The 21,863-nt window shown below is 51.6% G+C and carries 23 protein-coding genes and 1 pseudogene; 3 read left to right on the top strand and 21 right to left on the bottom strand.

Going from position 1 to position 21,863, the window contains the following annotated elements; translation table 11 throughout:
• Window positions 1-41 precede the first annotated feature (41 nt).
• Complete coding sequence (gene alr / locus SAQUA_RS02110; RefSeq protein ID WP_380677316.1) at window positions 42-1,121, bottom strand: alanine racemase; 1,080 nt, start codon at window positions 1,119-1,121, stop codon at window positions 42-44.
• Window positions 1,122-1,138: 17 nt separating this feature from the next.
• Window positions 1,139-2,551: a replicative DNA helicase gene (dnaB, locus tag SAQUA_RS02105; RefSeq protein ID WP_380677314.1), complete on the bottom strand. Its 1,413-nt coding sequence runs from the start codon at window positions 2,549-2,551 to the stop codon at window positions 1,139-1,141.
• Window positions 2,552-2,728: 177 nt separating this feature from the next.
• Between dnaB and SAQUA_RS02100 the strand changes: the two genes are divergently transcribed.
• Window positions 2,729-3,718 (top strand): quinone oxidoreductase, encoded by a 990-nt coding sequence (locus SAQUA_RS02100; RefSeq protein ID WP_380677312.1) that lies wholly within the window; start codon window positions 2,729-2,731, stop codon window positions 3,716-3,718.
• 292 nt (window positions 3,719-4,010) lie between these two features.
• Here SAQUA_RS02100 and pspG read toward each other — a convergent pair whose 3' ends face one another.
• The 18 genes and pseudogenes from pspG to SAQUA_RS02010 all read right to left on the bottom strand — a co-directional run bounded on the left by pspG (window position 4,011) and on the right by SAQUA_RS02010 (window position 18,594).
• Window positions 4,011-4,229, bottom strand: coding sequence for an envelope stress response protein PspG (gene pspG / locus SAQUA_RS02095; protein ID WP_380677310.1), 219 nt, complete (start codon window positions 4,227-4,229; stop codon window positions 4,011-4,013).
• Window positions 4,230-4,387: 158 nt separating this feature from the next.
• Window positions 4,388-5,341: a tRNA dihydrouridine(20/20a) synthase DusA gene (gene dusA / locus SAQUA_RS02090; RefSeq protein WP_404413196.1), complete on the bottom strand. Its 954-nt coding sequence runs from the start codon at window positions 5,339-5,341 to the stop codon at window positions 4,388-4,390.
• A 311-nt stretch (window positions 5,342-5,652) separates the two neighbouring features.
• On the bottom strand, window positions 5,653-7,293 hold the full coding sequence (locus tag SAQUA_RS02085) for a prophage tail fiber N-terminal domain-containing protein (protein WP_380677306.1): 1,641 nt from the start codon (window positions 7,291-7,293) through the stop codon (window positions 5,653-5,655).
• 63 nt (window positions 7,294-7,356) lie between these two features.
• The gene (locus SAQUA_RS02080; protein WP_380677304.1) at window positions 7,357-10,728 is read right to left on the bottom strand and encodes a host specificity protein J; all 3,372 of its coding nucleotides are present in this window, start codon (window positions 10,726-10,728) and stop codon (window positions 7,357-7,359) included.
• 59 nt (window positions 10,729-10,787) lie between these two features.
• Window positions 10,788-11,396: a tail assembly protein gene (locus tag SAQUA_RS02075; protein WP_380677302.1), complete on the bottom strand. Its 609-nt coding sequence runs from the start codon at window positions 11,394-11,396 to the stop codon at window positions 10,788-10,790.
• Window positions 11,397-11,470: 74 nt separating this feature from the next.
• Window positions 11,471-12,178: a C40 family peptidase gene (locus tag SAQUA_RS02070; RefSeq protein ID WP_380677300.1), complete on the bottom strand. Its 708-nt coding sequence runs from the start codon at window positions 12,176-12,178 to the stop codon at window positions 11,471-11,473.
• Between the two features lie 2 nt (window positions 12,179-12,180).
• The gene (locus tag SAQUA_RS02065; RefSeq protein WP_380677298.1) at window positions 12,181-12,930 is read right to left on the bottom strand and encodes a phage minor tail protein L; all 750 of its coding nucleotides are present in this window, start codon (window positions 12,928-12,930) and stop codon (window positions 12,181-12,183) included.
• Between the two features lie 9 nt (window positions 12,931-12,939).
• A complete protein-coding gene (locus SAQUA_RS02060) occupies window positions 12,940-13,293 on the bottom strand; it encodes a phage tail protein (protein WP_380677296.1) in 354 nt (117 codons plus the stop codon).
• Complete coding sequence (locus tag SAQUA_RS02055) at window positions 13,293-14,441, bottom strand: phage tail tape measure protein (protein ID WP_380677294.1); 1,149 nt, start codon at window positions 14,439-14,441, stop codon at window positions 13,293-13,295. Before SAQUA_RS02055 ends, SAQUA_RS02060 begins: the two co-directional genes overlap by 1 nt.
• A 35-nt stretch (window positions 14,442-14,476) precedes the next feature.
• Window positions 14,477-14,746 (bottom strand): DUF4035 domain-containing protein, encoded by a 270-nt coding sequence (locus tag SAQUA_RS02050; RefSeq protein ID WP_380677292.1) that lies wholly within the window; start codon window positions 14,744-14,746, stop codon window positions 14,477-14,479.
• Window positions 14,746-15,159, bottom strand: coding sequence for a phage tail assembly chaperone (locus SAQUA_RS02045; protein WP_380677290.1), 414 nt, complete (start codon window positions 15,157-15,159; stop codon window positions 14,746-14,748). The genes SAQUA_RS02050 and SAQUA_RS02045 overlap by 1 nt, the downstream gene beginning before the upstream one ends.
• A 16-nt stretch (window positions 15,160-15,175) precedes the next feature.
• The gene (locus SAQUA_RS02040; protein WP_404413194.1) at window positions 15,176-15,382 is read right to left on the bottom strand and encodes an Ig domain-containing protein; all 207 of its coding nucleotides are present in this window, start codon (window positions 15,380-15,382) and stop codon (window positions 15,176-15,178) included.
• 54 nt (window positions 15,383-15,436) lie between these two features.
• Window positions 15,437-15,874, bottom strand: a pseudogene (locus tag SAQUA_RS02035) (phage tail protein); the annotation flags it as partial.
• A gap of 185 nt (window positions 15,875-16,059) precedes the next feature.
• Window positions 16,060-16,458 (bottom strand): phage tail terminator protein, encoded by a 399-nt coding sequence (gene gpU / locus SAQUA_RS02030; protein WP_380677288.1) that lies wholly within the window; start codon window positions 16,456-16,458, stop codon window positions 16,060-16,062.
• A gap of 57 nt (window positions 16,459-16,515) precedes the next feature.
• Window positions 16,516-17,151, bottom strand: coding sequence for a glycoside hydrolase family 19 protein (locus SAQUA_RS02025; RefSeq protein WP_380677286.1), 636 nt, complete (start codon window positions 17,149-17,151; stop codon window positions 16,516-16,518).
• 5 nt (window positions 17,152-17,156) lie between these two features.
• Entirely contained in the window at window positions 17,157-17,441 is a 285-nt protein-coding gene (locus SAQUA_RS02020) for a phage holin family protein (protein WP_380677284.1), read from the bottom strand.
• Window positions 17,428-17,814, bottom strand: a complete 387-nt coding sequence (locus SAQUA_RS02015) for a putative holin (RefSeq protein ID WP_380677282.1) — start codon at window positions 17,812-17,814, stop codon at window positions 17,428-17,430. The genes SAQUA_RS02020 and SAQUA_RS02015 overlap by 14 nt, the downstream gene beginning before the upstream one ends.
• 423 nt (window positions 17,815-18,237) lie before the next feature.
• Entirely contained in the window at window positions 18,238-18,594 is a 357-nt protein-coding gene (locus tag SAQUA_RS02010) for an antiterminator Q family protein (RefSeq protein ID WP_380677280.1), read from the bottom strand.
• A gap of 247 nt (window positions 18,595-18,841) precedes the next feature.
• On the opposite strand from SAQUA_RS02010, the gene SAQUA_RS02005 reads away from it, so the two are divergent.
• Window positions 18,842-19,468: a LexA family protein gene (locus tag SAQUA_RS02005; RefSeq protein ID WP_380677278.1), complete on the top strand. Its 627-nt coding sequence runs from the start codon at window positions 18,842-18,844 to the stop codon at window positions 19,466-19,468.
• Window positions 19,469-19,696: 228 nt separating this feature from the next.
• The gene (gene zur, locus SAQUA_RS02000; RefSeq protein ID WP_380677276.1) at window positions 19,697-20,206 is read left to right on the top strand and encodes a zinc uptake transcriptional repressor Zur; all 510 of its coding nucleotides are present in this window, start codon (window positions 19,697-19,699) and stop codon (window positions 20,204-20,206) included.
• A gap of 79 nt (window positions 20,207-20,285) precedes the next feature.
• Here zur and dinF read toward each other — a convergent pair whose 3' ends face one another.
• Window positions 20,286-21,635 (bottom strand): MATE family efflux transporter DinF, encoded by a 1,350-nt coding sequence (gene dinF / locus SAQUA_RS01995; RefSeq protein WP_380677274.1) that lies wholly within the window; start codon window positions 21,633-21,635, stop codon window positions 20,286-20,288.
• Window positions 21,636-21,863: the final 228 nt, after the last annotated feature.

Here is a 21,863-nt window from a genome sequence, read left to right as displayed (position 1 = left end):
CTCACCTTAGCGCGATGCAAAGGTGAGGGGAAAACCGCAGACTACTCGCCGATATATTCCATTGCGACACGCTGGGTCAGTTTGGTGATCAGCTCATAGGCACTTATTCCGCTGAAAGCAGCAACGCGCTCAACCGGCAATTCATTGCCCCATAACACCACTTCATCACCCACTTTATCCGCCGCACCTGGCCCAAGATCGACTGAAATCATATCCATCGATACGCGGCCAACTATCGGCACTTCACGGCCATTAACCCACATCGGCGTGCCGGGAAGTACACTGCGTGGATAACCATCACCATAACCCATGGCGACCACACCCAGACGGGTATCCCGTTCGCTCACCCAGATACCACCATAGCCCACAGGCTCACCGGCTTTATGCTCACGCACCGCAATCAGGCTGGATTTAAGCGTCATGGCTGGCTGCAGACCAAAGCTGTCGGCATAAAGCGTGTCTAGTGGGGAAACACCGTAAAGAATAATTCCTGGCCGCACCCAGTCGTAATGTGCCTGTGACCACAGCAGAGTCCCGCCGGAAGCTGCAATCGATTTTTTCCCCGGTTTATCAGCGGCAAAACGTTCAAAACAGTCGATCTGCTGCACGGTGGTATCCACCTGCGGCTCGTCGGCACGGCTGAAATGGCTCATGATATTGACCGGTTGCAACACATTACGGCAGGCGCACAAACGCTGATAAATCTCTTCCGCCTGCTCCGGGCGAATCCCCAAACGGTGCATCCCGGTATCCATTTTCATCCATACCCGCAGCGGATGCGCCAATTCGCTCTGCTCCAGCGCTTCCAGCTGTTCGAGGCTGTGGACAGCGGTTTCGAGATTATTCGCCACCAGTGCCGGCAGATCCTCCGCACAGAAGAAACCTTCCAGTAACAAGATGGGTTTGACGACGCCACCAGCCCTCAGCATTAGCGCTTCGCCAATGCGCGCTACGCCGAAGCAATCGGCATCTTGCAGCGTGTGGGCGGTTTCCAGCAGGCCATGACCATAAGCGTTTGCTTTCACAACGGCAACCAGGCGGCTTTGTGGTGCCATATGGCGCACCTGTTGCAGGTTATGTCGCAGAGCGCGGCGGTCAATTACAGCGGTTGCCGCTTTCATTTCAGTTCCTTAGCTGATTATTCATCATCATATTGTGGCCCCGCGTAGTTATCGAAGCGCGACCATTGGCCGTTAAAAGTGAGGCGCACGGTACCGATGGGGCCGTTACGCTGCTTACCCAGAATAATTTCAGCGATCCCTTTGAGATCGCTGTTCTCGTGATAAACCTCATCACGGTAGATGAACATAATCAGGTCAGCATCCTGCTCAATGGAGCCGGATTCACGCAAGTCGGAGTTGACCGGGCGTTTATCTGCGCGTTGTTCCAGGCTGCGGTTCAGCTGTGACAGCGCCACCACCGGCACCTGCAGCTCTTTCGCCAATGCTTTCAGGGAGCGGGAGATTTCGGCAATTTCCAGCGTACGGTTATCAGACAATGCGGGCACTCGCATCAACTGCAGGTAGTCGATCATAATCAGGCTAAGCCCGTCATGTTCGCGGAAAATACGCCGCGCACGGGAACGCACCTCGGTTGGTGTCAGGCCGGAGGAGTCGTCGATATACATATTGCGTTTCTCCAGCAGGATCCCCATGGTGCTGGAAATGCGTGCCCAATCCTCATCATCGAGCTGGCCGGTTCGGATACGGGTCTGATCCACCCGTGAAAGCGAAGCCAGCATACGCATCATGATCTGGTTGCCGGGCATCTCCAGGCTGAAGATCAGCACTGGCTTATCCTGCGTCATCGCGGCATGTTCACACAGGTTCATGGCGAACGTGGTTTTACCCATCGAAGGACGAGCTGCAACGATGATCAGATCAGATTTTTGCAGACCAGCGGTTTTCTTGTTGAGGTCATGATAGCCAGTATCCACCCCCGTCACACCGTCATGAGGTTGCTGATAGAGTTGTTCAATACGGGCAACGGTATCTTCCAGAATACGCTCGATACCCTTCGGGCCTTCGTCTTTGCTGGCACGGTTTTCAGCGATCTGAAACACACGGGATTCGGCCAGATCGAGCAAGTCCTCGCTGCTTCGCCCTTGCGGATCGTAACCCGCATCGGCAATCTCGTTAGCCACGGAAATCATCTCACGAACTACCGCACGCTCACGCACAATGTCGGCATAAGCACCGATGTTGGCCGCACTTGGGGTGTTCTTGGACAGTTCCGCCAGATAGGCAAATCCGCCCACTGACTCCAACTCCCCTTTCTGCTCCAACGATTCGGACAGCGTAATCAGGTCAATTGGCCGGCTCATTTCCAACAGGCGCTGCATCTCGGTAAAGATCAGGCGATGCGGACGGCTAAAGAAATCGTTGGAGACCACGCGTTCAGCGACATTATCCCAACGTTCGTTATCCAGCATCAAACCGCCCAACACGGACTGCTCCGCCTCCAGCGAATGTGGCGGCATCTTCAGCCCTTCCATCTGGCGGTCTCTGGGTTCGTAGGTGCTTGTTTTGTTGGTTGGTTTTTTGCCTGCCATGAAGCGTTACTTTATCCGGTTGCGAAGGGTGGGGCCTGACGCGAGAGTATACGTGATTTTAATCGACGATTCCTGCGTCATGACCTTAGCAAAAAAGGATAAACTACCATACAGCGAACTGGCTAGCCGATACTGAAAAGCGTAGGGTGGAACCAAACAGTCAAGGGAGGTAACGACATGGCAAAGCGCATTCAATTCTCCGCCACAGGCGGCCCGGAAGTATTGCAATATGTAGATTTTACGCCCGTTGATCCCGCAGTTGGCGAAGTACAGGTTGAGAACAAGGCGATTGGTATCAACTTTATCGATACCTACATTCGTAGCGGGCTGTACTCCCCGGAAAAATTCCCCAGTGGGTTAGGCTCTGAAGCCGCGGGGGTGGTGATAAAAGTGGGGCCTGGCGTTGCTGCGTTCAAACCCGGCGATCGTGTGGTTTATGCTCAGTCCACTCAAGGTGCCTACGCTGAAGTGCACAACGTTCAGGAGGATAGGCTGGCGATCCTGCCTGATAACCTGAGCTTTGAGCAGGGTGCAGCCTCTTTTCTCAAAGGGTTGACCGTGCATTATCTGCTACGCCAGACCTACGAGGTTAAACCCGGTGAGATTTTCCTGTTCCATGCCGCCGCAGGTGGAGTTGGGCTGATCGCCTGCCAGTGGGCCAAAGCACTGGGGGCCCGGTTGATCGGTAGTGTGAGTTCTGACGAAAAAGCAGCGCTGGCTAAGCGCGCTGGTGCATGGGCAACCATCAACTATCGTGAAGAAAACATTGTCCAACGTGTGGAAGAGCTGACTAACGGCGAGAAAGTTAACGTCGTTTATGACTCGGTAGGGAAAAGTACCTGGCAAGACTCACTCAATTGCCTGAAACGTCGCGGGTTGTTGGTCAGTTTCGGTAACGCATCCGGCCCGGTAACCGGGGTTGATCTGTCTCTGCTCAACCAGAAAGGCTCGCTGTACGTTACCCGCCCTTCGCTTAATGGTTATATTACCAACCGCCAAGAACTGCAGTTTGCCAGTAATGAGCTGTTCTCGCTGATTGGCAGCGGGGCGATAAGAGTTGATGTGAAGAAAGAGCAGATATTTGCACTTGCCGATGCACAACGGGCACATCAGTTACTTGAAAGCGGCAAAACCAGCGGCTCCTGCCTGCTGATCCCCGGCCTTTAAGCAAAAGAAAAGGGCTCCTTGCGGAGCCCTATCTGTTACTGCGTTGTGTAGGGTAGAGCCGAAATCCGCCGGAGACGCGGGGGTTGCTTTGGCAACACTATTATTTTCCCCAACGGTGATGAAAACATCCGCATTACTGCAGAGGGAAACATCCTAGCAGCCACAAGATGTAAAAAACATGTTTAGTTTGCCGCACACGCATCGAAAACACCAAGGTGTGATCTCCACCGCACTAGCTAGCAAACCGTAATGCAATTTTCAGTATGGGTGACTGATATTACAGCAAAAAATCTCAATAGCGCCGGATTTGCGGTTTCTGCATTGAACGGTAAATCCACACACCAATCACTGCCAGTATCAACCATGGTAACAATTTAATTACCATGGCAAACAACCCACCTAACAGCATAAAAGCCGCCGCGACAAACAACGCAGCAATTACGCCCAGCAGTGAGACCCCAGTCACCAGCAACATAACGACAAAACCGATAATAAAGAAAAGTTCCAACATAGATTGCTCCTTGGCAAAACAATGTGTCTGCTTTGTCTATTACAAGAAACGTGCCAATGTGGAGATAAATATAATCTATTGAAAAATAACGAAAATAGCACCAGGACAAATGACGCCCTTGGTCAAAAAAACCAAATTTTAGTCAAATAAATAGCAGATTAGGCCAATTCTGCTCGCGGTGAGCGCACCAAAGCCAACGCTTGTTCAACGACCCGAACATCAGCACCCGGCTTATGCGCATTTTCACTCAGATAGCGTCGCCACTGCCGCGCACCGGGCACACCTTGGAACAAGCCAAGGATATGGCGGGTAATGTGCCCCAAATAGGTACCGTTCGCCAGCTCATGCTCAATATACGGATAAAGGGATTCGATAATGGCAACGTTATCCATCACCTTGCTTTGCGTATCAAATATCTCGCTATCGACTCGGGCAAGTATCCCCGGATTCTGATACGCCTCACGGCCCATCATTACACCGTCCACATGCTGCAGGTGCTGTTTAGCCTCTTCCAGCGTCTTCACACCGCCGTTGATAGCGATAGTCAACGCCGGGAAATCACGTTTCAACTGATAAACACGCGGATAGTCCAACGGCGGGACTTCGCGGTTTTCCTTCGGGCTCAGGCCGGAAAGCCAGGCTTTACGGGCATGAATGGTGAACATATCGCACTCGCCTCGCTCGGCAACGGTGGCGATAAAATCACACAGGAATGCATAGCTATCCTGGTCATCGATACCAATACGGGTTTTAACCGTAACCGGGATCGACACCGCATCGCGCATCGCTTTGATACAGTCGGCCACCAGCGTAGCCTGGCCCATCAGACAGGCACCAAACATGCCGTTCTGCACCCGATCAGAGGGGCAACCAACATTGAGGTTGATCTCATCATAACCCCTCTGTTCAGCCAGTTTGGCACAGTGGGCCAATGCCGCAGGATCGCTCCCCCCTAGCTGTAACGCTACCGGATGCTCTTCCTCGCTGTAAGCCAGGTAATCCCCTTTGCCATGGATGATCGCGCCAGTGGTCACCATTTCGGTATACAGCAGCGTCTCTTTGCTCAGCAACCGGTGGAAGTAACGGCAATGACGATCGGTCCAGTCGAGCATCGGCGCGATGGAAAAACGGTTGGCGGCGTATTTACGCTGACTGTCAGGCGTAGCGCCCGCGCTGGCGGGATCTTGAGTTGATTTATTCTGGGGCATTCGGTAACCAAGCAATATATTTTCTCTTTGTCAGTCCCATCCTCGCGGGAACCTGGAAACCAACTAAGGGATCTGGATAATCGATTATAACATAGAAAAAAGACCGCGTGCCGCTGGTACAAAGCGTGAATACTGTACCTTGGGCGTAGGGCAAGCAGGTAAATCCAATATTCAATGTGCCGGGATTTCTCCCGGCATTGTGGTTACTCCGGGGGTTATTCCGTAGCGGACTCTTCGCCGCTATCTGGCGTAACCTCAGGTTCTGGTTGTGGAATAAACTCCGGCTCTTCCACGCCAGGCATCTCAACGCGCAGATCAATCCAGCGGCCTACAGGGATATCGATCGGCTGCCCCTCTTCATAACCCGCCTTAACGTTCTGGGCAAACTTCGGAGCCGTTGCGTTGATGCGGTGGAAAGTCTTAATCAGCAAATCACCGGTTTCATCGACTTCGTAATCAACCCACACCAGCGGCAGCTTGTTACGGTCTGTTGGTATCTCGATACCACCATCAACACCGCCCCATTCTGCATCAGCGTTAAAACCAAGCGTACCGGAGATACGGTAAACCCCCTCACTAATGCGCTCGGTTGTTACGCCTTGGCTTTGATCGTTAAGTTCGCAATTGCCATCGCTGAATAGCTTGACGATTGGAGAAGCCTTTTTGATAAAGCCGTTGGCGTCTACCGTGGTGTTTTTATCTGTCCAAAGGGAGTGTGTTCTACTTGCGGTAGCGTTTCCTGTTGTAACAATCACCTGTGAAACACCAGTGCTATAGTTGCCAACAATAGCCATATGGCTATCTGCAACCTTTGATAAAATACCGCATGAAAATGCAGGTGCTGCGGTTGAGCCTATACCAATGTTTCTAAAAAACTGAGATCCTGTGTTTGCGTTTTTTATCCAATCATAAAATTCAGAATCAGCAGTAAAGTTTAATAATTTACCACCAAAGCCATTCAGTGAATAAGTAATACCACTGCGAGCATTTACATAAAATGCAGGCTTACCCTGCGTTACTGCTGAAGAATCTGGATACGTCGTTACAATGGAAAAACCATTTGGAGTACCAATACTATAGTTATTTGGTACATCAAAGTTTGCCGCGTCTGCACCTCTAAATGTAAGTGGCGCGGTTCCTATTGTTGTAACAGCACCAGAAACAGCGGCTGGGGTTGATAGAGCTGATGCTGTGATTGTTCCTTTTGGCATGGTTACAAAACCATCAGAACGACCTTGTATTACAAATGCTGTGCCGCCCCAACGGATATTCATTACTCCAGTATCAGTTTGCGCATAGAGAGCACCCGTTTCGACATCATGTTCATCACGAAATCGCAATAAAACATTTGGAGTATTCTCTGCGGCTCTCATTTGTTGATCGCCAGTTGATGTAATGTTTTTCTTAAACTCGACTGCACTTGCTACAGTTTGAGTTACTGTGGTGGCTGTATTTAGCGTATCTGTTACTGCTGCTGATGCTATGGCCGCATCCGCTTTCGCCGACGCCGCTGATTTCGCCGCCTCCGCTCGCATATTATCTACAGTTTCAACAATAGCGGGGTTAAGATCGGTTTCGCCTGGAATGCTGAGGAAGTCGTTTAACGTTCCTGCAGCTGAGTTTACCATCACCTGAATACCGCCTACGCGCTCAGGCTGGCGGCCGCTGGCAGTGATCATTACATCATATGCGCCAGGTTCTACATTCAGCGAGTAGTGACCCGTTGCATTAGTCACAGATTGTGAGCGCGCCTGATTAACTACCGTTGCTGACGTTTTGACTGCGCGTAATTCAATAACTACACCTACACGCGCGTCGCCCATTGGCCCTTTTAATACACCACTAATTACTGTCATACTTTTACTCTCCAATAAAAAACCCGCCGAAGCGGGTACGTGATTTTTAGAATGAATTGTTAATCAAGAAAATCGGTTATTAGCTTTGCGGAATGCAATTACTGACATATCCCCACCAGACCACGTCCGTCCTCGTTCGGCTCCAGTTATTCCAAATTCAACATCAAGAGTTCCATAAGGAGGAACGTCAATAATAATCGCCCCCTCATATCCGACTCCTGTAAAACTTGCCACATCCCTAAAATATTCAACCCCATTAACATTTATATATACACTACCCGTACCCGATGCTCCTCCAGTTAATTTAATTGATGTGTACGGGACAACTACCACTGACGCGTAAGGGAGTCCACCATGGAAAAATCTATGTGTTGAAGCATTTACACCTACAAGCTTAATCCCACTCCATACACCAGAAGAAACAACATCACCTAATATTTTTTCGGCATATACGGTTCCGCTAAATGTCCCATTCGAACCTGTTATATCACCTCTAAAATATCCAGAATCGGCGTATATTGCCCCTTTAAAATACCCACTATCAGCATAAACATTCCCGCGCACTGAAACCTGATTAAACTGTGCATTTCCAGTTTGACTGTTGATAGCCCACCCAGTCGTACCATTGATGTAATTCGTTGATTGTATCTGCTGTGCGATTTTTGCCGTTGTAATCGTCCCATCTTTGATGAAAGCAGAATTAATAAATGTCTGCCCACCATCTATAGCAAATGGCGTTGAGACCACTCCGTTTACAGTGTTTAAAAATGCGAACCTGCTGGCAAGAAACAATACCTGACTCTGCATTCCAGAAGGGGTATTCTCAACCCCGACACCAATACCGGCGAGATATTGCTTACCGTCTACGGTTTTACCCACCTTGACAGCCCACATATCTTTCAGCTTGCTGGCGTCTTCAATCGGTTTTAGCAGGTCTTTACCGAGCTGTGTTTCGGTGATCTGCCCAGTGAGGTAGTCGAGGATCTCATCGGCCTGATTACTCGATACACCTTGCGTCCACGCCGTCCACGGTCCCGTATTGCCAAGCTTGTCAACCAACCTTGCCCGGAACCAGAAGTTCACGCCAGCGGCGAGGCCTGTCATGGTGTAGCCATGCTGCGGATAGGCATAATCGCCTAAATGCAATGCCCCCGCGCCATTCGCACTGCGGCTATACCAGATTTCCGTACGCTGGGTATCTTCCGCCCCTGATGGGAATGCCCAATTCAGGGCAATGCCAAATACCTGGCTTTCTGTAGTGAAGCTAGCCAGCGCTGGCGGTTCGCCGATCTTTCCCTTCAAAACCGCTTCCGGTGCATTGGCCCACACGCTTGAAATCTCAGCCGGGTTTATCGCTCGTACGCGGGCCTGATAGCGACCAGCATAAATACCCTGTACCTCAAAGCCCAACGTAGACACACGCGGGCCGGGGATCCAGTTGCCATTATCCCGCCGCCATTCGGTTTCATAGGCTATCGCGTTTTCTGCCCGGCCCCACGTGACAGCAAGCGTGGACACCGCCAGCCCTTGAATTATCGCCGATTGCTCGCCGATCCTGACGTTGGTCGGCGGGGCCTGGACACCGGGCGGTATCACCGAGATTGGGCGCTCTTCGATACGTGCGCCGCTATCGATACGAGCGTATTTATTCGGATCGTGCTCGATGGCGGTAATATCGAACGATACTCCATCCTCGCTTTCTGTAATTCCAGTGACGCGGAACAGTTGAATGGCGAGATCCGAAGCGTCGACGGCCCACACGCATTCGGCCACTGGCGTTTCACTGTAGCTCGCCGTAACCGTGACCACCGGGCCATTAACCGATTGTATTGTGCGCGCCTGTGATTTTCCGCTCGGTAGGTTAACGATCAAGCGTTCACCCACTTTTGCCGAGGACTCCCGATCCAGCGTGATACTGCGGCCAGACACCGCACTGATACGCCCGCCGAGCGGTCTGCCGGCAAAAGCCTCATCCGCCACGCCAATGATCCAGCCCGGTAGCGGGATATTGCCATCCGCGCCGACAGTGAAACTGATCACCCGGTCTTTTTCATTGGTCAGCAGTAACCACTTGCCCCGCCTGCTCGCTTCGGTCTGTCGGGTGCAGCCGATGGCCGCTAAATCCGCCTGTTTGACCTGGTAACGTTTGATCAGGTTATTGTCAAAGACTGGTTCTACTGCATCCTGATAGCCGTTTTCCGGGTCACTCCAACTCACCATCGCTACGCTGTAATGCGTTTTCTCGCTGGCGCTGGCATCGGTAAACTGCCCATTTTTAACGTTGGCGCGGGTGTAGGTGTAGTCCAGATCGCGCGGCATATCGGCCAAAACATTCATGCTATTGTTAGCCCAATAGGTCATGCCGCGAAAAATATTGGCGACGTCGCGCAGCACCGTCCAGGCCTCTTCCTGCGATTGAATGTAGACATCGCACAGGAAGCGCGGCTCCTTTCCGTTCCCACCACGTCCATCAGGCACTAACTGATCGCAGTATTGCGCGATGGAATACAGATCCCATTTTGTCAGAGCCAGATTTTCAGCACCTACGCGGGTGCCGATGCTGTAACGATCGTTAATCAGCAGATCGTAAAACACCCATGCCGGGTTATTCGTCCAGGCCCATTTAAAGCTGCCATCCCATACGCCGCTATAGGTGCGGGCAATCGGGTCGTAGGTGGTCGGGACGCGGAGCACGCTGCCCTTAGGTTCACAGGCGATCTGCGGGATGTTTTGAAACTGTTTGGCATCGAACTCAACGTACAGCAAAGCGGTTTCTGGATAACGCAGCTTGACGTCAATCAGCTCAGTAATGGACTCGATGACCATTTTGTCAGCAATCCGATTGCTAGCACTGTTCGGCGTTAACCGCCGCACGCGGATCTGCCAGCCAATGGTTGCTTTCGGTAGATTGATGCGGTGGCTACGCTCGTACTTTGTCGTGGTCTTACCATCAACAGCGGTTCGCAATAGCTCCTTGTAAGTACCGCCGTCGGTTGCTACATCGATAGCGTATTCAATGCGATAACCCACCACGTCGCCGTTATCAAGCTGTTGCTGTAATTGCTGCCACGAGCAACGTAACCGAATGGCAGAAAGCTGGGTATTGGTCAAAGACCGAACCCAAGGGTTAGAGTGCGTCAATTCGCTACCGACCGAGATCTCATTCTCGACGTTTGGCATACCGGGTATATAGGTCTGGTCTGGCGTACCGGGGCGGAACTCCCATTTCACGCCAGGAAAATTTTCTTTCCCGTCCGGGCCGATGATTGGCGTGCCATCAAGAAAGATACTCTTACCGTCCAGGCCTCCGGCGAATTCACCCTCCCCCAGTGCCAGCAGGATTTTGGCATAAGAGGTGGACTGTAGGGAGTCGGGGGATTCCGTGGGGGTGCTGGGGCTACTGCTGCCACCCTTGCGACCTTCGATTACTGACATTGCTTTTCTCCAGGCGTAAAAAAACCAGCCGTAGCTGGTCGATGGAATTGTCGAATTATTTACTGCTGATCTTCAGCGTAAACACCCGCAGATATGATAGCCCCACCGATCCTGCGCTTTCCGTACAGGATTGGCACCGGATTACCCTGGGCAATGGTGTTAACCGGGCCACCAAACGCGTATGAAGGCTTATTCTCCGGGCTTTCACGCATCGCTAAACCACCCGGCATAGGGGAGAGCATTTGTACCACGCCGCCCAGCATCGTAGATGCTCCACTTAATCCCATAATCCATGCTGTGTCTGCTGTTAAGATGCTCAATCCATATGGTCCAGAAATAATTGCTGCGGCAACTAATACAGCCCCAAGAATTGTTTGAAATACCCCTCCTTGCTTGCTGCCAATGATTACCGGGGCGATCCTGATATCATCACTCCCCTGAAATTCCAGTTCATCACGATCAATATTTCGTTTCCCGATAAAAACTGAAAACGTCAGGCCACGTTCCTTTGCCGTTTGCAAAAACCGTTCAAATCCAGGAATAGTGACAGATAGCGCCCTGATAGCCTCTCGTGGTGTGGATACCACCAGCCTATGAACCCGGCCAAATGTTGAGCCGAGCACACCGTAGAGCCTCACTGTGCGATATTTGTGGGTTGTAATTGCCATATTCTCTCCAATAAAAAACCCTCCGCAGAGGGGCATCTTTGTTATTCGGCTGGGGCTAAAAGGCTAAAGGCACACTACCCGCTGGCATTGAAGCGCAGAGTAATTATCGTCCTATCTTGCCAATATCCGCCATAGGGTACTCTGGTGCTCAGTTGACCATACATATGGTGGAGCATCACGCCATCGCCGATATACACCCCCGCATGATTCGGCTCATCGGCCCGCACCTGCATAATAATAACGTCGCCGATCTGGGGATCGCCGTTCGCCGGAACAAAACCCGCTTCAGCGTAGTGCTGCATATAAAGGTTCTCGCCGCGGTTCCACCATCCATCCTCGCGGGTAAAGTTTGGCAACGTCACGCCGCGCTCAAGCTGATACCAATCGCGCACAATGGCATAGCAGTCCCAAACGCCATGAACGAACGGGCGGCCAAGCAGCGGCTTAACCCCCACTATCGGCGTGATGGTTCTGATATCACCTTCTGGCCAACTCACGATCACCCAAGGCAGTTGTGACACATCACACTGGGCAAGATCTAACTGGCTAGGTTGTGTGGTCGCATCGGGATGGCTATGTACAATAGCTACAATGGTCCCAGCATCCTCAGCAGCGGCGAAGTCCTCGGGATGCAGGCTAAACTGTTCGTTGGGCTCCAGTGCCGTATTACGGCAGCGCAGATAGCGTTGGCGGCGACCGTTTTGTACCACCAAGCCACAACACTCCTGTGGGTATGCCGCTTTCGCATGCGCCATAATGGCGGAGGCAATATGCTTTCTCATGGCTACCTCTTCAATAACGCTGAGCCAGGAAAGCCGCCAAATGGTAGCGGGTTACCTTTCCCCCAACGCGGTTCACAGCCTGTAGAAAGCAACCCCGAGCAAACGTCTTTCGACGGGTCACTGACAGGCTTACCATCAACATCAAAATACCGGGTTCCGGTGTATCCACAGGATGCACCGCGATACTGGCCACGCATGCACCAGCTACAAAGGCTGTGGATCTGCCGGGTCGGGATCACGATACCTTGCAGATCGGCGGGGGAAGACAGCGCAAACTGAATCACGGTGCTTGTGCCGGTGAGTTTCCGGTCGATATACCAGACGTTGACCTTTTCCTGTGTCGGATCGGCGTTGGGGTTGCCCTCTGGAAAGTTTCTGGCGTCAAGATAATGAGCGTAAGTGTCGCGGATGGTGACCTTGAACAGTGCCAGGTTCTGATAGGCCAGGCACATTGAACCTACCGTACCGTCGATATTCCCCACGGATAGCGTAGGGCTGGGTGCGGTACCATCGCTGGTCACCTCCAACCCTTCAATTTGCACCGGCCACGGCTTGTACTCTCGCCCTGCCCACCAAATCGATTTTGCTGGCAACTTGGCCGGATCGTCGGCCTTTTCCAGCTCTTCAGGGGTATATGGAATAGCGTGTCCGTGAAAGTACAAGACCGGCCCACCGTACTGACTGCCGTCAACGTCAAACAGGCGCACTTTGCTCCCAGGTTCTAATACCTGGTGATCGGTTTTAATAGACATGATGATTTCCTAAGGATGGAAGGCGGTTTCGAACGTGGCCGCGAGTTGATACATCGGCTCACCGCATGAGTTGTTACCCATCGCCGTCACCTGATAGGTTTTGCAGGTGTACAACCCCTGTTCAAAATGGGGCGTTGTCCACTTAAAGGCCTTATATCCCGCGTGCCGTTTAAAAAAGCCCCTGATTTCGTTGATGCGCTGCCAGTTACCGGTAAAGGTCATCGGCCAGTTTTGGGATTCACTGTTTAGCCCATCGCCGACGCGCTGCTTATAACCGTCGCCAAACTGCACCTCACGAACGCGGAAAGTGTGCTCACCAACAGGGTTAACGCGAGCTGGATGGGTAAATGTTTCCAGTGCCATTATCGTCCCCCTTTTATTGCCCTGGCGATCCTGCCGCCTTGGCCTAAGTCGCTACCAATCAATGCCCGGTAACGGTTATCAACAAACGCACCGATCTCACTGCCGAATTGCTCAAACCCTGAAGGTGCAGAGGTAGCCACGCCCCCGTTGCTATCAATATTGATAGTAACGATCGGCGCTCCACCACCCGCACTTGCCAGACTTGTCTGCCTGCCACCGACAGCGCGAACCCCCAGCGAACCATCAGCGGCACGCGTTAACGGCATAATGGCTTCCGGCCCGGCTTCCCCCATCAGGCCCATACCTTTGGCAAAGGCAAAATAAGTCGGAGAAGAAACGATACCGTTGCTGAAGGCACTAAGGCTTGGCGAGTCATAAACGCCGCCTTTAGCGTGGGGCACTACACTAGAGAAAAAGTCGCCGACTTTCCCTAAGCCCCCTCCAAAACCAGACAGGAATGATCCCATCCCTTTGATCGATTCTACGATGGCCATATTGAGCATGATTTTTCCGATAGCCCCTGCAACACTGCTTGCCCATTCTCGCCATGTGCCCTTGTTGCCATTTAACATTTCCGCAATGTTATTTACCATACCGCCCATCGCGTTCTTTCCCGCTGCTGCCACTTGCTCAGAGTAGTTCGAGGCAGTTTTAGCCCAATCCCCCAGGCCTTTGCTTAACCCACCCAACCAGCCTTGGTCTTCCTTAGGGTCTTCTGCCGTTTTTTTCCCATCAGCCTGGGTGGGGGTCACGCCTACACCATTATCCTTAGCCGGGTTAACCTCTTTGCCACGCGGCGTGTCTTGCACCATCAGCATGGATTGGGAGCGTGAAAACTCCACTGTGGACATTGATGCAAATTTTAAGCGGGCGCTAACATCGCCCAACTGCGCTGTAAGTTTAGTCAGGTCGCCCGGAGTAAGGGCCTCTACCACCGCCATTGCGGTGCTACGAACACTCACTAACTGGCTGCTGACACCCACCATTGCCAGTTGGCTTTGTGACGATGCACTTTCAAGCTTCCGACTACCTTGTACGAGGGCGTTAACGTAATCAGTAGTCAAGCGTGTTGCTTTGATGATTTCAGATTGAAGTGATACTAACCCGGCAGAAAAATCATCAATTGGTTTGCCAAGATCTGTTGACATAATTACCTCATAAAAAAACCCGCCGAAGCGGGTGGTTACCGAGCCAGTTGCTTGAAGCGGGCCTCAATATCAGCCCACTCGTCTTCCTCTTCCTGTTCGCTCCATTTGATTAAGGCGTCCGCGAGATCGACTTTGCCACCCTGAGCGTTATAGGTTGCTGCAGTAATCTGCGCTGCGTGGTAGTCACTACGCTCATCACCGATCGGGTTGATTTTGTCAAACTCCACCCACAGCCGCAGTTCGCTCACGCTCATGCTCTGCTGCAATTCGCCCAGAGTCCTGCCCAAACGAAGCGCCAGCTTCATCAGGAATTGGGTTTCTGGCTCGCGGGCTTTTTTGCTGCTTCCTCAATCGAGGTCTGCAGTTCAATCGCCTGACTGAGGAGGCGGGCATGAACAGGGCCATAAAAATCGATGACCTGATCAATATTCTCCTGCAGAAACACCGGTTGAAACTTCTCATCCAGTAGCACCTGAGTAAACAGCAACGCATCAGCACGCAGGTTGCGTTGTGTCTCTTCCGAGATGGACAGTTTTGCTGGCTCTTTCCCCTCTTCAGCAGGCACCGGCGTTATAATATCGCGCCATAGTCCCCAGGCCTGCTGCGAAGGCTCGCGCAGGATCACTTTTGCGCCTCCCCACTCGGCCACGCAAACCTCTTTGGTACGAAACCCGGCCATCGGCGCAGAGATTAGCGCCCTTAAATCAATTTTTGCCATTAGATATAACCCTTTATCAAGCCGTGACGGTCACAACACAGGTTGCGGTTTTAGCGTGGTCGTTGGTTTTTACGGTGATGGTGGCACTGCCCGCTGCCATCGCGGTGATCTTGCCTGCCGAATTCACCATGACTTTTGCTGCGTCGGAAGAGCTCCAGGTAACCGCGCGATTGGTGGCAGATCCAGGTGCAATGGTGGGCACCAGCGTTTCACTATTGCCCACCGACAACTTGGCGGTAGTTTTATTCAACAGCACGCCGGTTACCGGAATGTTGACAGAAAAGACTTCAATCGGTTTGCCAATAATCCGTAGCGTGTAGGAGGCAGAAACGACACCGCTGACCCCTGCCGTCCAACTGTTCTGGCGTACTTCAGCCAGGTACAGGTAACCGTTGCCTGACGGAAAAATAACGCGCACCGCACGGCGGGTATCGGTGTTATAAGCCTCCATCAGTGAACGCTGCGCTTCTTCATATGCCGTCCAGTTGCGGCTAATCGTCATTTCCGCTGGCGCTGATAAACCGTTGGTCATTTCTTTCTCGGTCGAGCATAGAGTGGTGACGTCAATGTCGTCTTTCTGCCCCCCGGTAAAGCTGAGTTCTTTGGTTGAACATGAGGCACTGAGCCAGGTGATCCCCGACTGTTCCACACTGGCAACCTCTGCAGCAGAGATGCTGAAAATCGTACCTTGTGATTTTTCGTAGTTACTGGTCATAGTATTTCTCCAAGCATAAAAAACCGCCAAGATGGCGGTCGGGTGATATCCCCTTCATACTTCAAGTTGCTTGGGTGTTAGCTGCCTTCGTTAACCCTAGTCACATAGTTTATCTATGCTCCTAGGGCTTCACTCAGTGGGCGCCTACAAGCAACTCGAATTTTTTTGGGTATAGAAATGGTTTTTTACTGAATGTAGGTAATTGAATGCAGCAAATCAGCAGAACCCCAGGTTGGGGTCTCTTCATCGCGGCGGTAGTTGTAGCCCATTGGTTTCAGGCTTTCGATTAACCCATCGAGTGCCGATATATTCTGCATGGCCGGGTAAATCTCCTTTTCCATCCATGCGTCCAGCGCTGAGTCAGGGCTGGATGATTTCAAGAAAATCTCAACGTGCAATACTGCCTGCCAACGATCGCCATCGAGATACTCCCCGGTTGATTTAGCCTCTGTCAGGTAAACTGCAACAGCCGGTAAATCTGTTACATCCACCAATGCCGGGCGACCATCAAATAGAGTGGCACCGGTGAGCGTTTTCTTTAGTGCCTGCAATAAAACGTTTCGAATTGAGGTATGAATAGTCATCGCTTAATCACCTGTTTTTACTGATTATTGAGCATGTCTGCTCACTCTGGTTCACCTTCAGGCGGTATTTCCTACCAGCACCTTTTTTGCCAGTTCAAATCGAGCCTTGCGGTCATCAATGCCATTCAGCCCCCCATTAATCAGCCGCGTCACACACTCAATATCGCGGGCACATTTACCGCAATTACGCGACTGCCAAAACCATCCGGCAGAGTGCATAGCGTGAATATCCAGCTCCAATAACTCAGGCTGCCCGACTAAATCCAGCTTTAGACCGGTGCTACATGCCCGGTAGTTATCCAATCCGGTCAGTTGCATTGGGCCGCGTCCACGATAGCGCCAGCCGTCGCCCGGAGCCTTGTTCCCCATGCGCCCGCCGTATACCAAGTTGGCAATGGCCTTCTGGCGATTGAGCGGCACTGATTTTTCACCGGCTTGTCGGCCCAACATGGCAATCTGATCTGGCGATAGCCGATGTCCGAACGTCGTCTTTAGCGACCGTTGGCTGTAATTAAATGACTCGACTGAGGCAGTAAACCCGGCCGATTCATGTCCTATCTGGGCGATAAACATTGCCTGCTCGATCGGAGTGGCGATGCTGAACGCGTTGAAGGTGGCCTCAACATGCGGAAACCAGCGCGTTGCTAACCCGGCGCTGATACCAGCCGCCCTTTGAAATTGATCTTGTGTCATTCGGATTACCTTGAATTTACCTTGAAGAGCTTTACTACGTTGCCCTTCGCGCACAAGACGAGCAGACAGAGGACAACGTTAATAAATAATTCAGCCGGGTCTGTCGTCCCCTCATACGCTCCCAACAGGATGCGAATAGATACCGAGCCAGTGGCGAACATCAGCCCCCAGGCCAGCAAGCCACCCCAAAGAGCAAATTCGGCACCGTTGCGGTTAAACAGAAACAGACGAACAAACGTGACTGTACATACAACAGCATTAATAAATGTCTCGGCATCATGAAGCGACATCGTCGCCCCCTTTTTTCTTTAGAAGCCCACCGCCGTTGATCATTATCAATACGCGGATCGCACAACCCGCCGCCAGTAATGCGCCTGCGGCATCCGCCCCCCGGTCGTATCCTGCCGGAAGGAAATCAACAATCCAGGCAGCGGCCGGTTTGTACATGGTCAAGCCAGCGGTAAAGCTACCTATCGCCAGCACCAAGCGGGAACGGATGCCATACTCTGAAGCGGAGACCACAAACAGGATCGCCCCTGCAAACGCCCCCAACACAACGTCAGCCGGTAATCCGGCAAAAAAGGTCAATATCGCAATGCTCGTTACTGTTCCGCTCGCCGCGGTTGTTCCCGCTACCGTTGTGGCAGTAACTGGTTCTGTCATATTCGTTCTCCTTTGTTCGCCGCCTGACGAACGCCGGGCGCACAAATGAAAAAAGCCCACCGAAGTGAGCTTTTAAAAATTAAAGTGATACTGCTTTATCCTGTTAGCGACTGACTGCGTAACCACTTTTATCAGACTACAATACTTTTTGCGTACGCGTTAGCAAAAAACTAAGAAAACTTTATATTTTTACTAATTAACTGAAAAACCAGTAAATTAAAGATAAGTTAGATCTGAAGATTTTAGTATCAATGAAGGGACCACGAAAACGACAAGGCCCGGGACGGGCCAAGTGATGTAACCAGGCTATAACTTGAAAGATAGAGGAGTAACTCTTTGAATTTTATAACTGAAGAGATTGAAATCATTATCGAGCAAGCATCGTCATGTAGCCACGCGATCTGGCTGAGGTTACTTCGACCATTAAAAATCGAGTTTTACATCTAACATCGCCAGACACCCGCCGATGAACCCTTCTGCGGTCTGCATTTCCTTCCTGACGGTTCCATCTGAACACTTACGTTTGCTGGCTATTCTGCGTAATGACACCCCATGGATGTGATGCCAAACGATAAGGTCATACTCGTCGGGTTTGTACTTCTTCAATCGTGCCACGCAGCCATCAATAATCAGACCATCATCATCAGAGCATGATTGCTTGCCGCAGGGCTTAGGCGGCAGCAGACCTTTAAAACCGGCGGCAATAGATGGGTAATCAATACCGCTATTTTCCCTGGCCCATACCCCCCACCGAGACAACACATCGTACATATCTCTCATTACCTTACCCCACAGTACACAATTGCGCCGAGCGCCACTAACCAATCAAAAGGCTTAAGCCGCAGAGCGGCAATAGAGGTGGTGTGAATGGCGAAAACCACCACAGCACAGCTATTGGCAGCCCGAATGCCTTTGCTTTTCATACTTCACATGCTAAAATCTAATTTAAATTAGATAATAAATACAAATTTATCATTGGTCAACAATAACTAAGATTAATTAGTTTTTACACATCGGCGGATTAGTAATGGATACCATCGGACAGAGAATCAAAGCCTTGAGAAAGGTAACGAAGACATCGCAAAAAGCACTGGGTAAGTTCTGTGGTGTGAGTGATGTGGCGGTCGGTTATTGGGAAAAAGACGTCAATGCCCCCGGTGGCGAAGCACTTTCAAAACTGGCAAAGTACTTCAATACCTCCATCGATTACATCCTGTACGGCACCGAGTTTGAAGGTTCCCTGATCACCAAAATGCTCCGAGTTCCGGTTATATCCTGGGTACAGGCGGGGGCATTTACAGAATCCAGACCGGATGAGGTTTTAAGTGAGACCAGCAAATGGGTTGAAACATCCTTACGCATTAGCAATAACTCGTTCGCGCTAGAGGTTAAAGGAGATTCGATGACCAACCCTTACGGGCTGCCAACCATTCCCGAAGGGGCGACTGTTATCGTTGATCCCGACGCAGAACCGACCCATGGCAAGATAGTTGTTGCGCGCCTGGGCGGTACCGATGAAGCAACGGTAAAAAAACTCGTTCTAGATGGGCATCAAAAATTTCTGGTCCCGCTAAATCCACGCTATCCAAACATTTCGATCAACGGCAACTGCGTCATTATAGGGGTTGTCAAAGGTGTGCAGTACGAGTTATAGCCCTTTACGCTTTATAAAAAGTTTAGTTTGGTGTTGGTCACTAGCCTTAGGAATTAAGTTAATCTGCCACCAGCGAACGGACTGGGCACTCGCGACGTAGCCACCCATTTTTGTTGTGCGGAGTGGCTGGCTACCTGAAATGTTTGGGATTCTACAATCGGCGATTACGCTTGAATATGATAAAATCGGTTTCTTTGCGTGCCGGGATACTTGCTAGGGATACTTGCTATGAGCTCAACCAATCAGGAAAAGCTGCTCGCGCAGGCTGAACAACTCTGTCAGCAACGCAATGTGCGACTGACCCCGCAACGGCTGGAAGTGTTACGCCTGATGGCTGAGCAGCCCGGTGCTATCAGTGCCTATGATTTGCTGGATCTGCTGCGCGTGGCGGAACCGCAAGCTAAACCACCTACGGTATACCGTGCTCTGGATTTTCTGCTGGAACAAGGATTTATCCACCGTGTCGAGTCTGCCAACAGCTATGTACTGTGCCATCACTTCGAACAACCGATGCACACCTCTGCTCTGTTTATCTGCGATCGCTGCGGGCAGGTTACCGAGCGCACTACCGAAGGGGTGGAAGAGACGTTACATCAACTCGCACAAGAGTCGGGGTTTGTGTTACGGCACAGCGTGGTTGAAGCTCACGGTTTGTGTTCCTGCTGTGTTGAGGTAGAAGCCTGCGAGAATAAGCACGACTGCAACCACGATCACAGTATTGTGACAAAGAGAAAATAAGCTCCACGTCAACGCACAATGTTCCCGTTATCGACCACTGGATCAAGTCCGCAGGTCCGCCAGCCAAACGCGTTAAGTCTCATCGCAAATTAGCTGCTGGCGGAAACCAGGTGCCCTGAACACTATGGCGGTGCCATATCCAACCCAACGCGGCACCTCGCAGCGCCAGAAATACTGCCAGAGCTAACCACAAACCATGGTTACCCAATACCGGCAGGGTCAGCAGGGTAAGCCCATAGCCAATCGCCGCCACTGCCATACTGTTGCGCATTTCAGTACCACGGGTGGCACCGATAAACATGCCATCCAGCAAATAGCACCAAACACCCACCAGAGGTAGCACAACCTGCCAAGGTAGATAATGACTGGCCAGTTCGCGAAGCTCGGGCAATGAAGTCAATGCTGCCACAATCTGCTGCCCGGCAATCAGGTAAACTATGGCAAAACCACATGCGACCAGACACGCTTGCCGACAAGCAGCACGCCATACTCGGCGCAATTGACGATCGTCCCGTGCACCATAGGCATAGCCCGAGTGGGCCTCTACCGCGTAAGCAAAACCATCTAGAGCGTAGGCAGTAAACGTCAGCAAATTCATTAGCACCGCATTAACCGCCACCACGTTTCCCCCCATGCGGGCCCCTAGGATGGTAAGGGCAGCAAAACAGAGTTGCAGTAATAGCGAGCGCAGCATAATGTCGCGGTTAAGCGCCAATAGCTGGCGCAGATTGCCACGCCAGGCGGTACGCAACATTGCCAGCGAAATACCGCGTAAACGTAATACCCGCCATGCCAAATATAGTCCCAGCAGCAAGGTTGCATACTCGGCAACCACCGTTGCTGCAGCCGCCCCCTGAACATTCCAGCCCAGTCCCATCACCAGCCAGATATCCAATACGATGTTCAGCAGATTACCGCTAATCAGTAAAATTACCGGTGCACGTATATACTGAACCCCCAACAACCAGCCCAACAGCACCATATTGGCTAATGCCGCAGGGGCACTCAACCAGCGGATCTCCAGAAATAGTTTTGCTTGCGCCAACACTTCCCTATCGCCACCCACTACGTGCAGCGCCAGCGAGATCAACGGCGTACGCAACACCACGATAGTCATCCCTGCCAACAGAGCCAGTAAAAATGGTTGCATAAAAGCGCGTGCCAATTTCAGTGGGTCTTGTGCTCCCAACGCCTGTGCTGTGAGGCCGGTAGTGCTCATGCGCAAAAACAGCATTAGCATAAACAGGAAGCTGGTCACCATTGAACCGACGGCGACACCACCAAGATAGCTCGGGCTGTCAAGATGACCGATAACGGCTGTATCCACCAGGCCAAGCAAGGGAACCGTTATATTGGAAAAGATCATCGGCAGTGCCAGACGCCACAGGGCTTTATCGGTATCACTGGTGAAAGCAGAAAACAGGCGCATAGCGATATGTTCCCGAGGAAAGTAAGTTGGATAGGGGTTCAGAAAAGATATCGCCCCAGAGCTAGCTGGGGCGATATATCCGTCATCTTTCAATCAGCCGCTTTAATGGCCGTAACCTGAAACATGCCGGCAGATAAAATGGGCGGCTACATACTCTAAATAATTCGAGTTGCAAGAAGGCGGCAACGCAACGAATCCCCAGGAGCTTACGCAAGTCAAGTGACTGGG

The sequence above is a fragment of the Serratia aquatilis genome, assembly GCF_044865145.1.
Taxonomy (GTDB): Bacteria; Pseudomonadota; Gammaproteobacteria; order Enterobacterales; family Enterobacteriaceae; genus Chania; species Chania aquatilis.
The sequence above is the reverse complement of the archived record's forward strand: the minus strand, read 5'-3'. Positions and strand labels throughout refer to the sequence as shown.

Bases quoted from the DNA above. Each gene is read 5' to 3' on its own strand.
- SAQUA_RS02055 (WP_380677294.1), bottom strand. From the start codon at position 14,441: ATGTCAACAGATCTTGGCAAACCAATTGATGATTTTTCTGCCGGGTTA.
- SAQUA_RS02070 (WP_380677300.1), bottom strand. From the start codon at position 12,178: ATGAGAAAGCATATTGCCTCCGCCATTATGGCGCATGCGAAAGCGGCA.
- SAQUA_RS02010 (WP_380677280.1), bottom strand. From the start codon at position 18,594: ATGAGAGATATGTACGATGTGTTGTCTCGGTGGGGGGTATGGGCCAGG.
- SAQUA_RS02085 (WP_380677306.1), bottom strand. From the start codon at position 7,293: ATGACAGTAATTAGTGGTGTATTAAAAGGGCCAATGGGCGACGCGCGT.
- SAQUA_RS02075 (WP_380677302.1), bottom strand. From the start codon at position 11,396: ATGGCAATTACAACCCACAAATATCGCACAGTGAGGCTCTACGGTGTG.
- SAQUA_RS02080 (WP_380677304.1), bottom strand. From the start codon at position 10,728: ATGTCAGTAATCGAAGGTCGCAAGGGTGGCAGCAGTAGCCCCAGCACC.
- SAQUA_RS02050 (WP_380677292.1), bottom strand. From the start codon at position 14,746: ATGAAGCTGGCGCTTCGTTTGGGCAGGACTCTGGGCGAATTGCAGCAG.
- gpU (WP_380677288.1), bottom strand. From the start codon at position 16,458: ATGACTATTCATACCTCAATTCGAAACGTTTTATTGCAGGCACTAAAG.
- SAQUA_RS02005 (WP_380677278.1), top strand. From the start codon at position 18,842: ATGGATACCATCGGACAGAGAATCAAAGCCTTGAGAAAGGTAACGAAG.
- pspG (WP_380677310.1), bottom strand. From the start codon at position 4,229: ATGTTGGAACTTTTCTTTATTATCGGTTTTGTCGTTATGTTGCTGGTG.
- SAQUA_RS02045 (WP_380677290.1), bottom strand. From the start codon at position 15,159: ATGGCAAAAATTGATTTAAGGGCGCTAATCTCTGCGCCGATGGCCGGG.
- SAQUA_RS02060 (WP_380677296.1), bottom strand. From the start codon at position 13,293: ATGGCACTGGAAACATTTACCCATCCAGCTCGCGTTAACCCTGTTGGT.
- alr (WP_380677316.1), bottom strand. From the start codon at position 1,121: ATGAAAGCGGCAACCGCTGTAATTGACCGCCGCGCTCTGCGACATAAC.
- dinF (WP_380677274.1), bottom strand. From the start codon at position 21,635: ATGCGCCTGTTTTCTGCTTTCACCAGTGATACCGATAAAGCCCTGTGG.
- SAQUA_RS02065 (WP_380677298.1), bottom strand. From the start codon at position 12,930: ATGTCTATTAAAACCGATCACCAGGTATTAGAACCTGGGAGCAAAGTG.
- SAQUA_RS02020 (WP_380677284.1), bottom strand. From the start codon at position 17,441: ATGTCGCTTCATGATGCCGAGACATTTATTAATGCTGTTGTATGTACA.
- zur (WP_380677276.1), top strand. From the start codon at position 19,697: ATGAGCTCAACCAATCAGGAAAAGCTGCTCGCGCAGGCTGAACAACTC.
- dusA (WP_404413196.1), bottom strand. From the start codon at position 5,341: ATGCTCGACTGGACCGATCGTCATTGCCGTTACTTCCACCGGTTGCTG.
- SAQUA_RS02015 (WP_380677282.1), bottom strand. From the start codon at position 17,814: ATGACAGAACCAGTTACTGCCACAACGGTAGCGGGAACAACCGCGGCG.
- SAQUA_RS02025 (WP_380677286.1), bottom strand. From the start codon at position 17,151: ATGACACAAGATCAATTTCAAAGGGCGGCTGGTATCAGCGCCGGGTTA.
- dnaB (WP_380677314.1), bottom strand. From the start codon at position 2,551: ATGGCAGGCAAAAAACCAACCAACAAAACAAGCACCTACGAACCCAGA.
- SAQUA_RS02100 (WP_380677312.1), top strand. From the start codon at position 2,729: ATGGCAAAGCGCATTCAATTCTCCGCCACAGGCGGCCCGGAAGTATTG.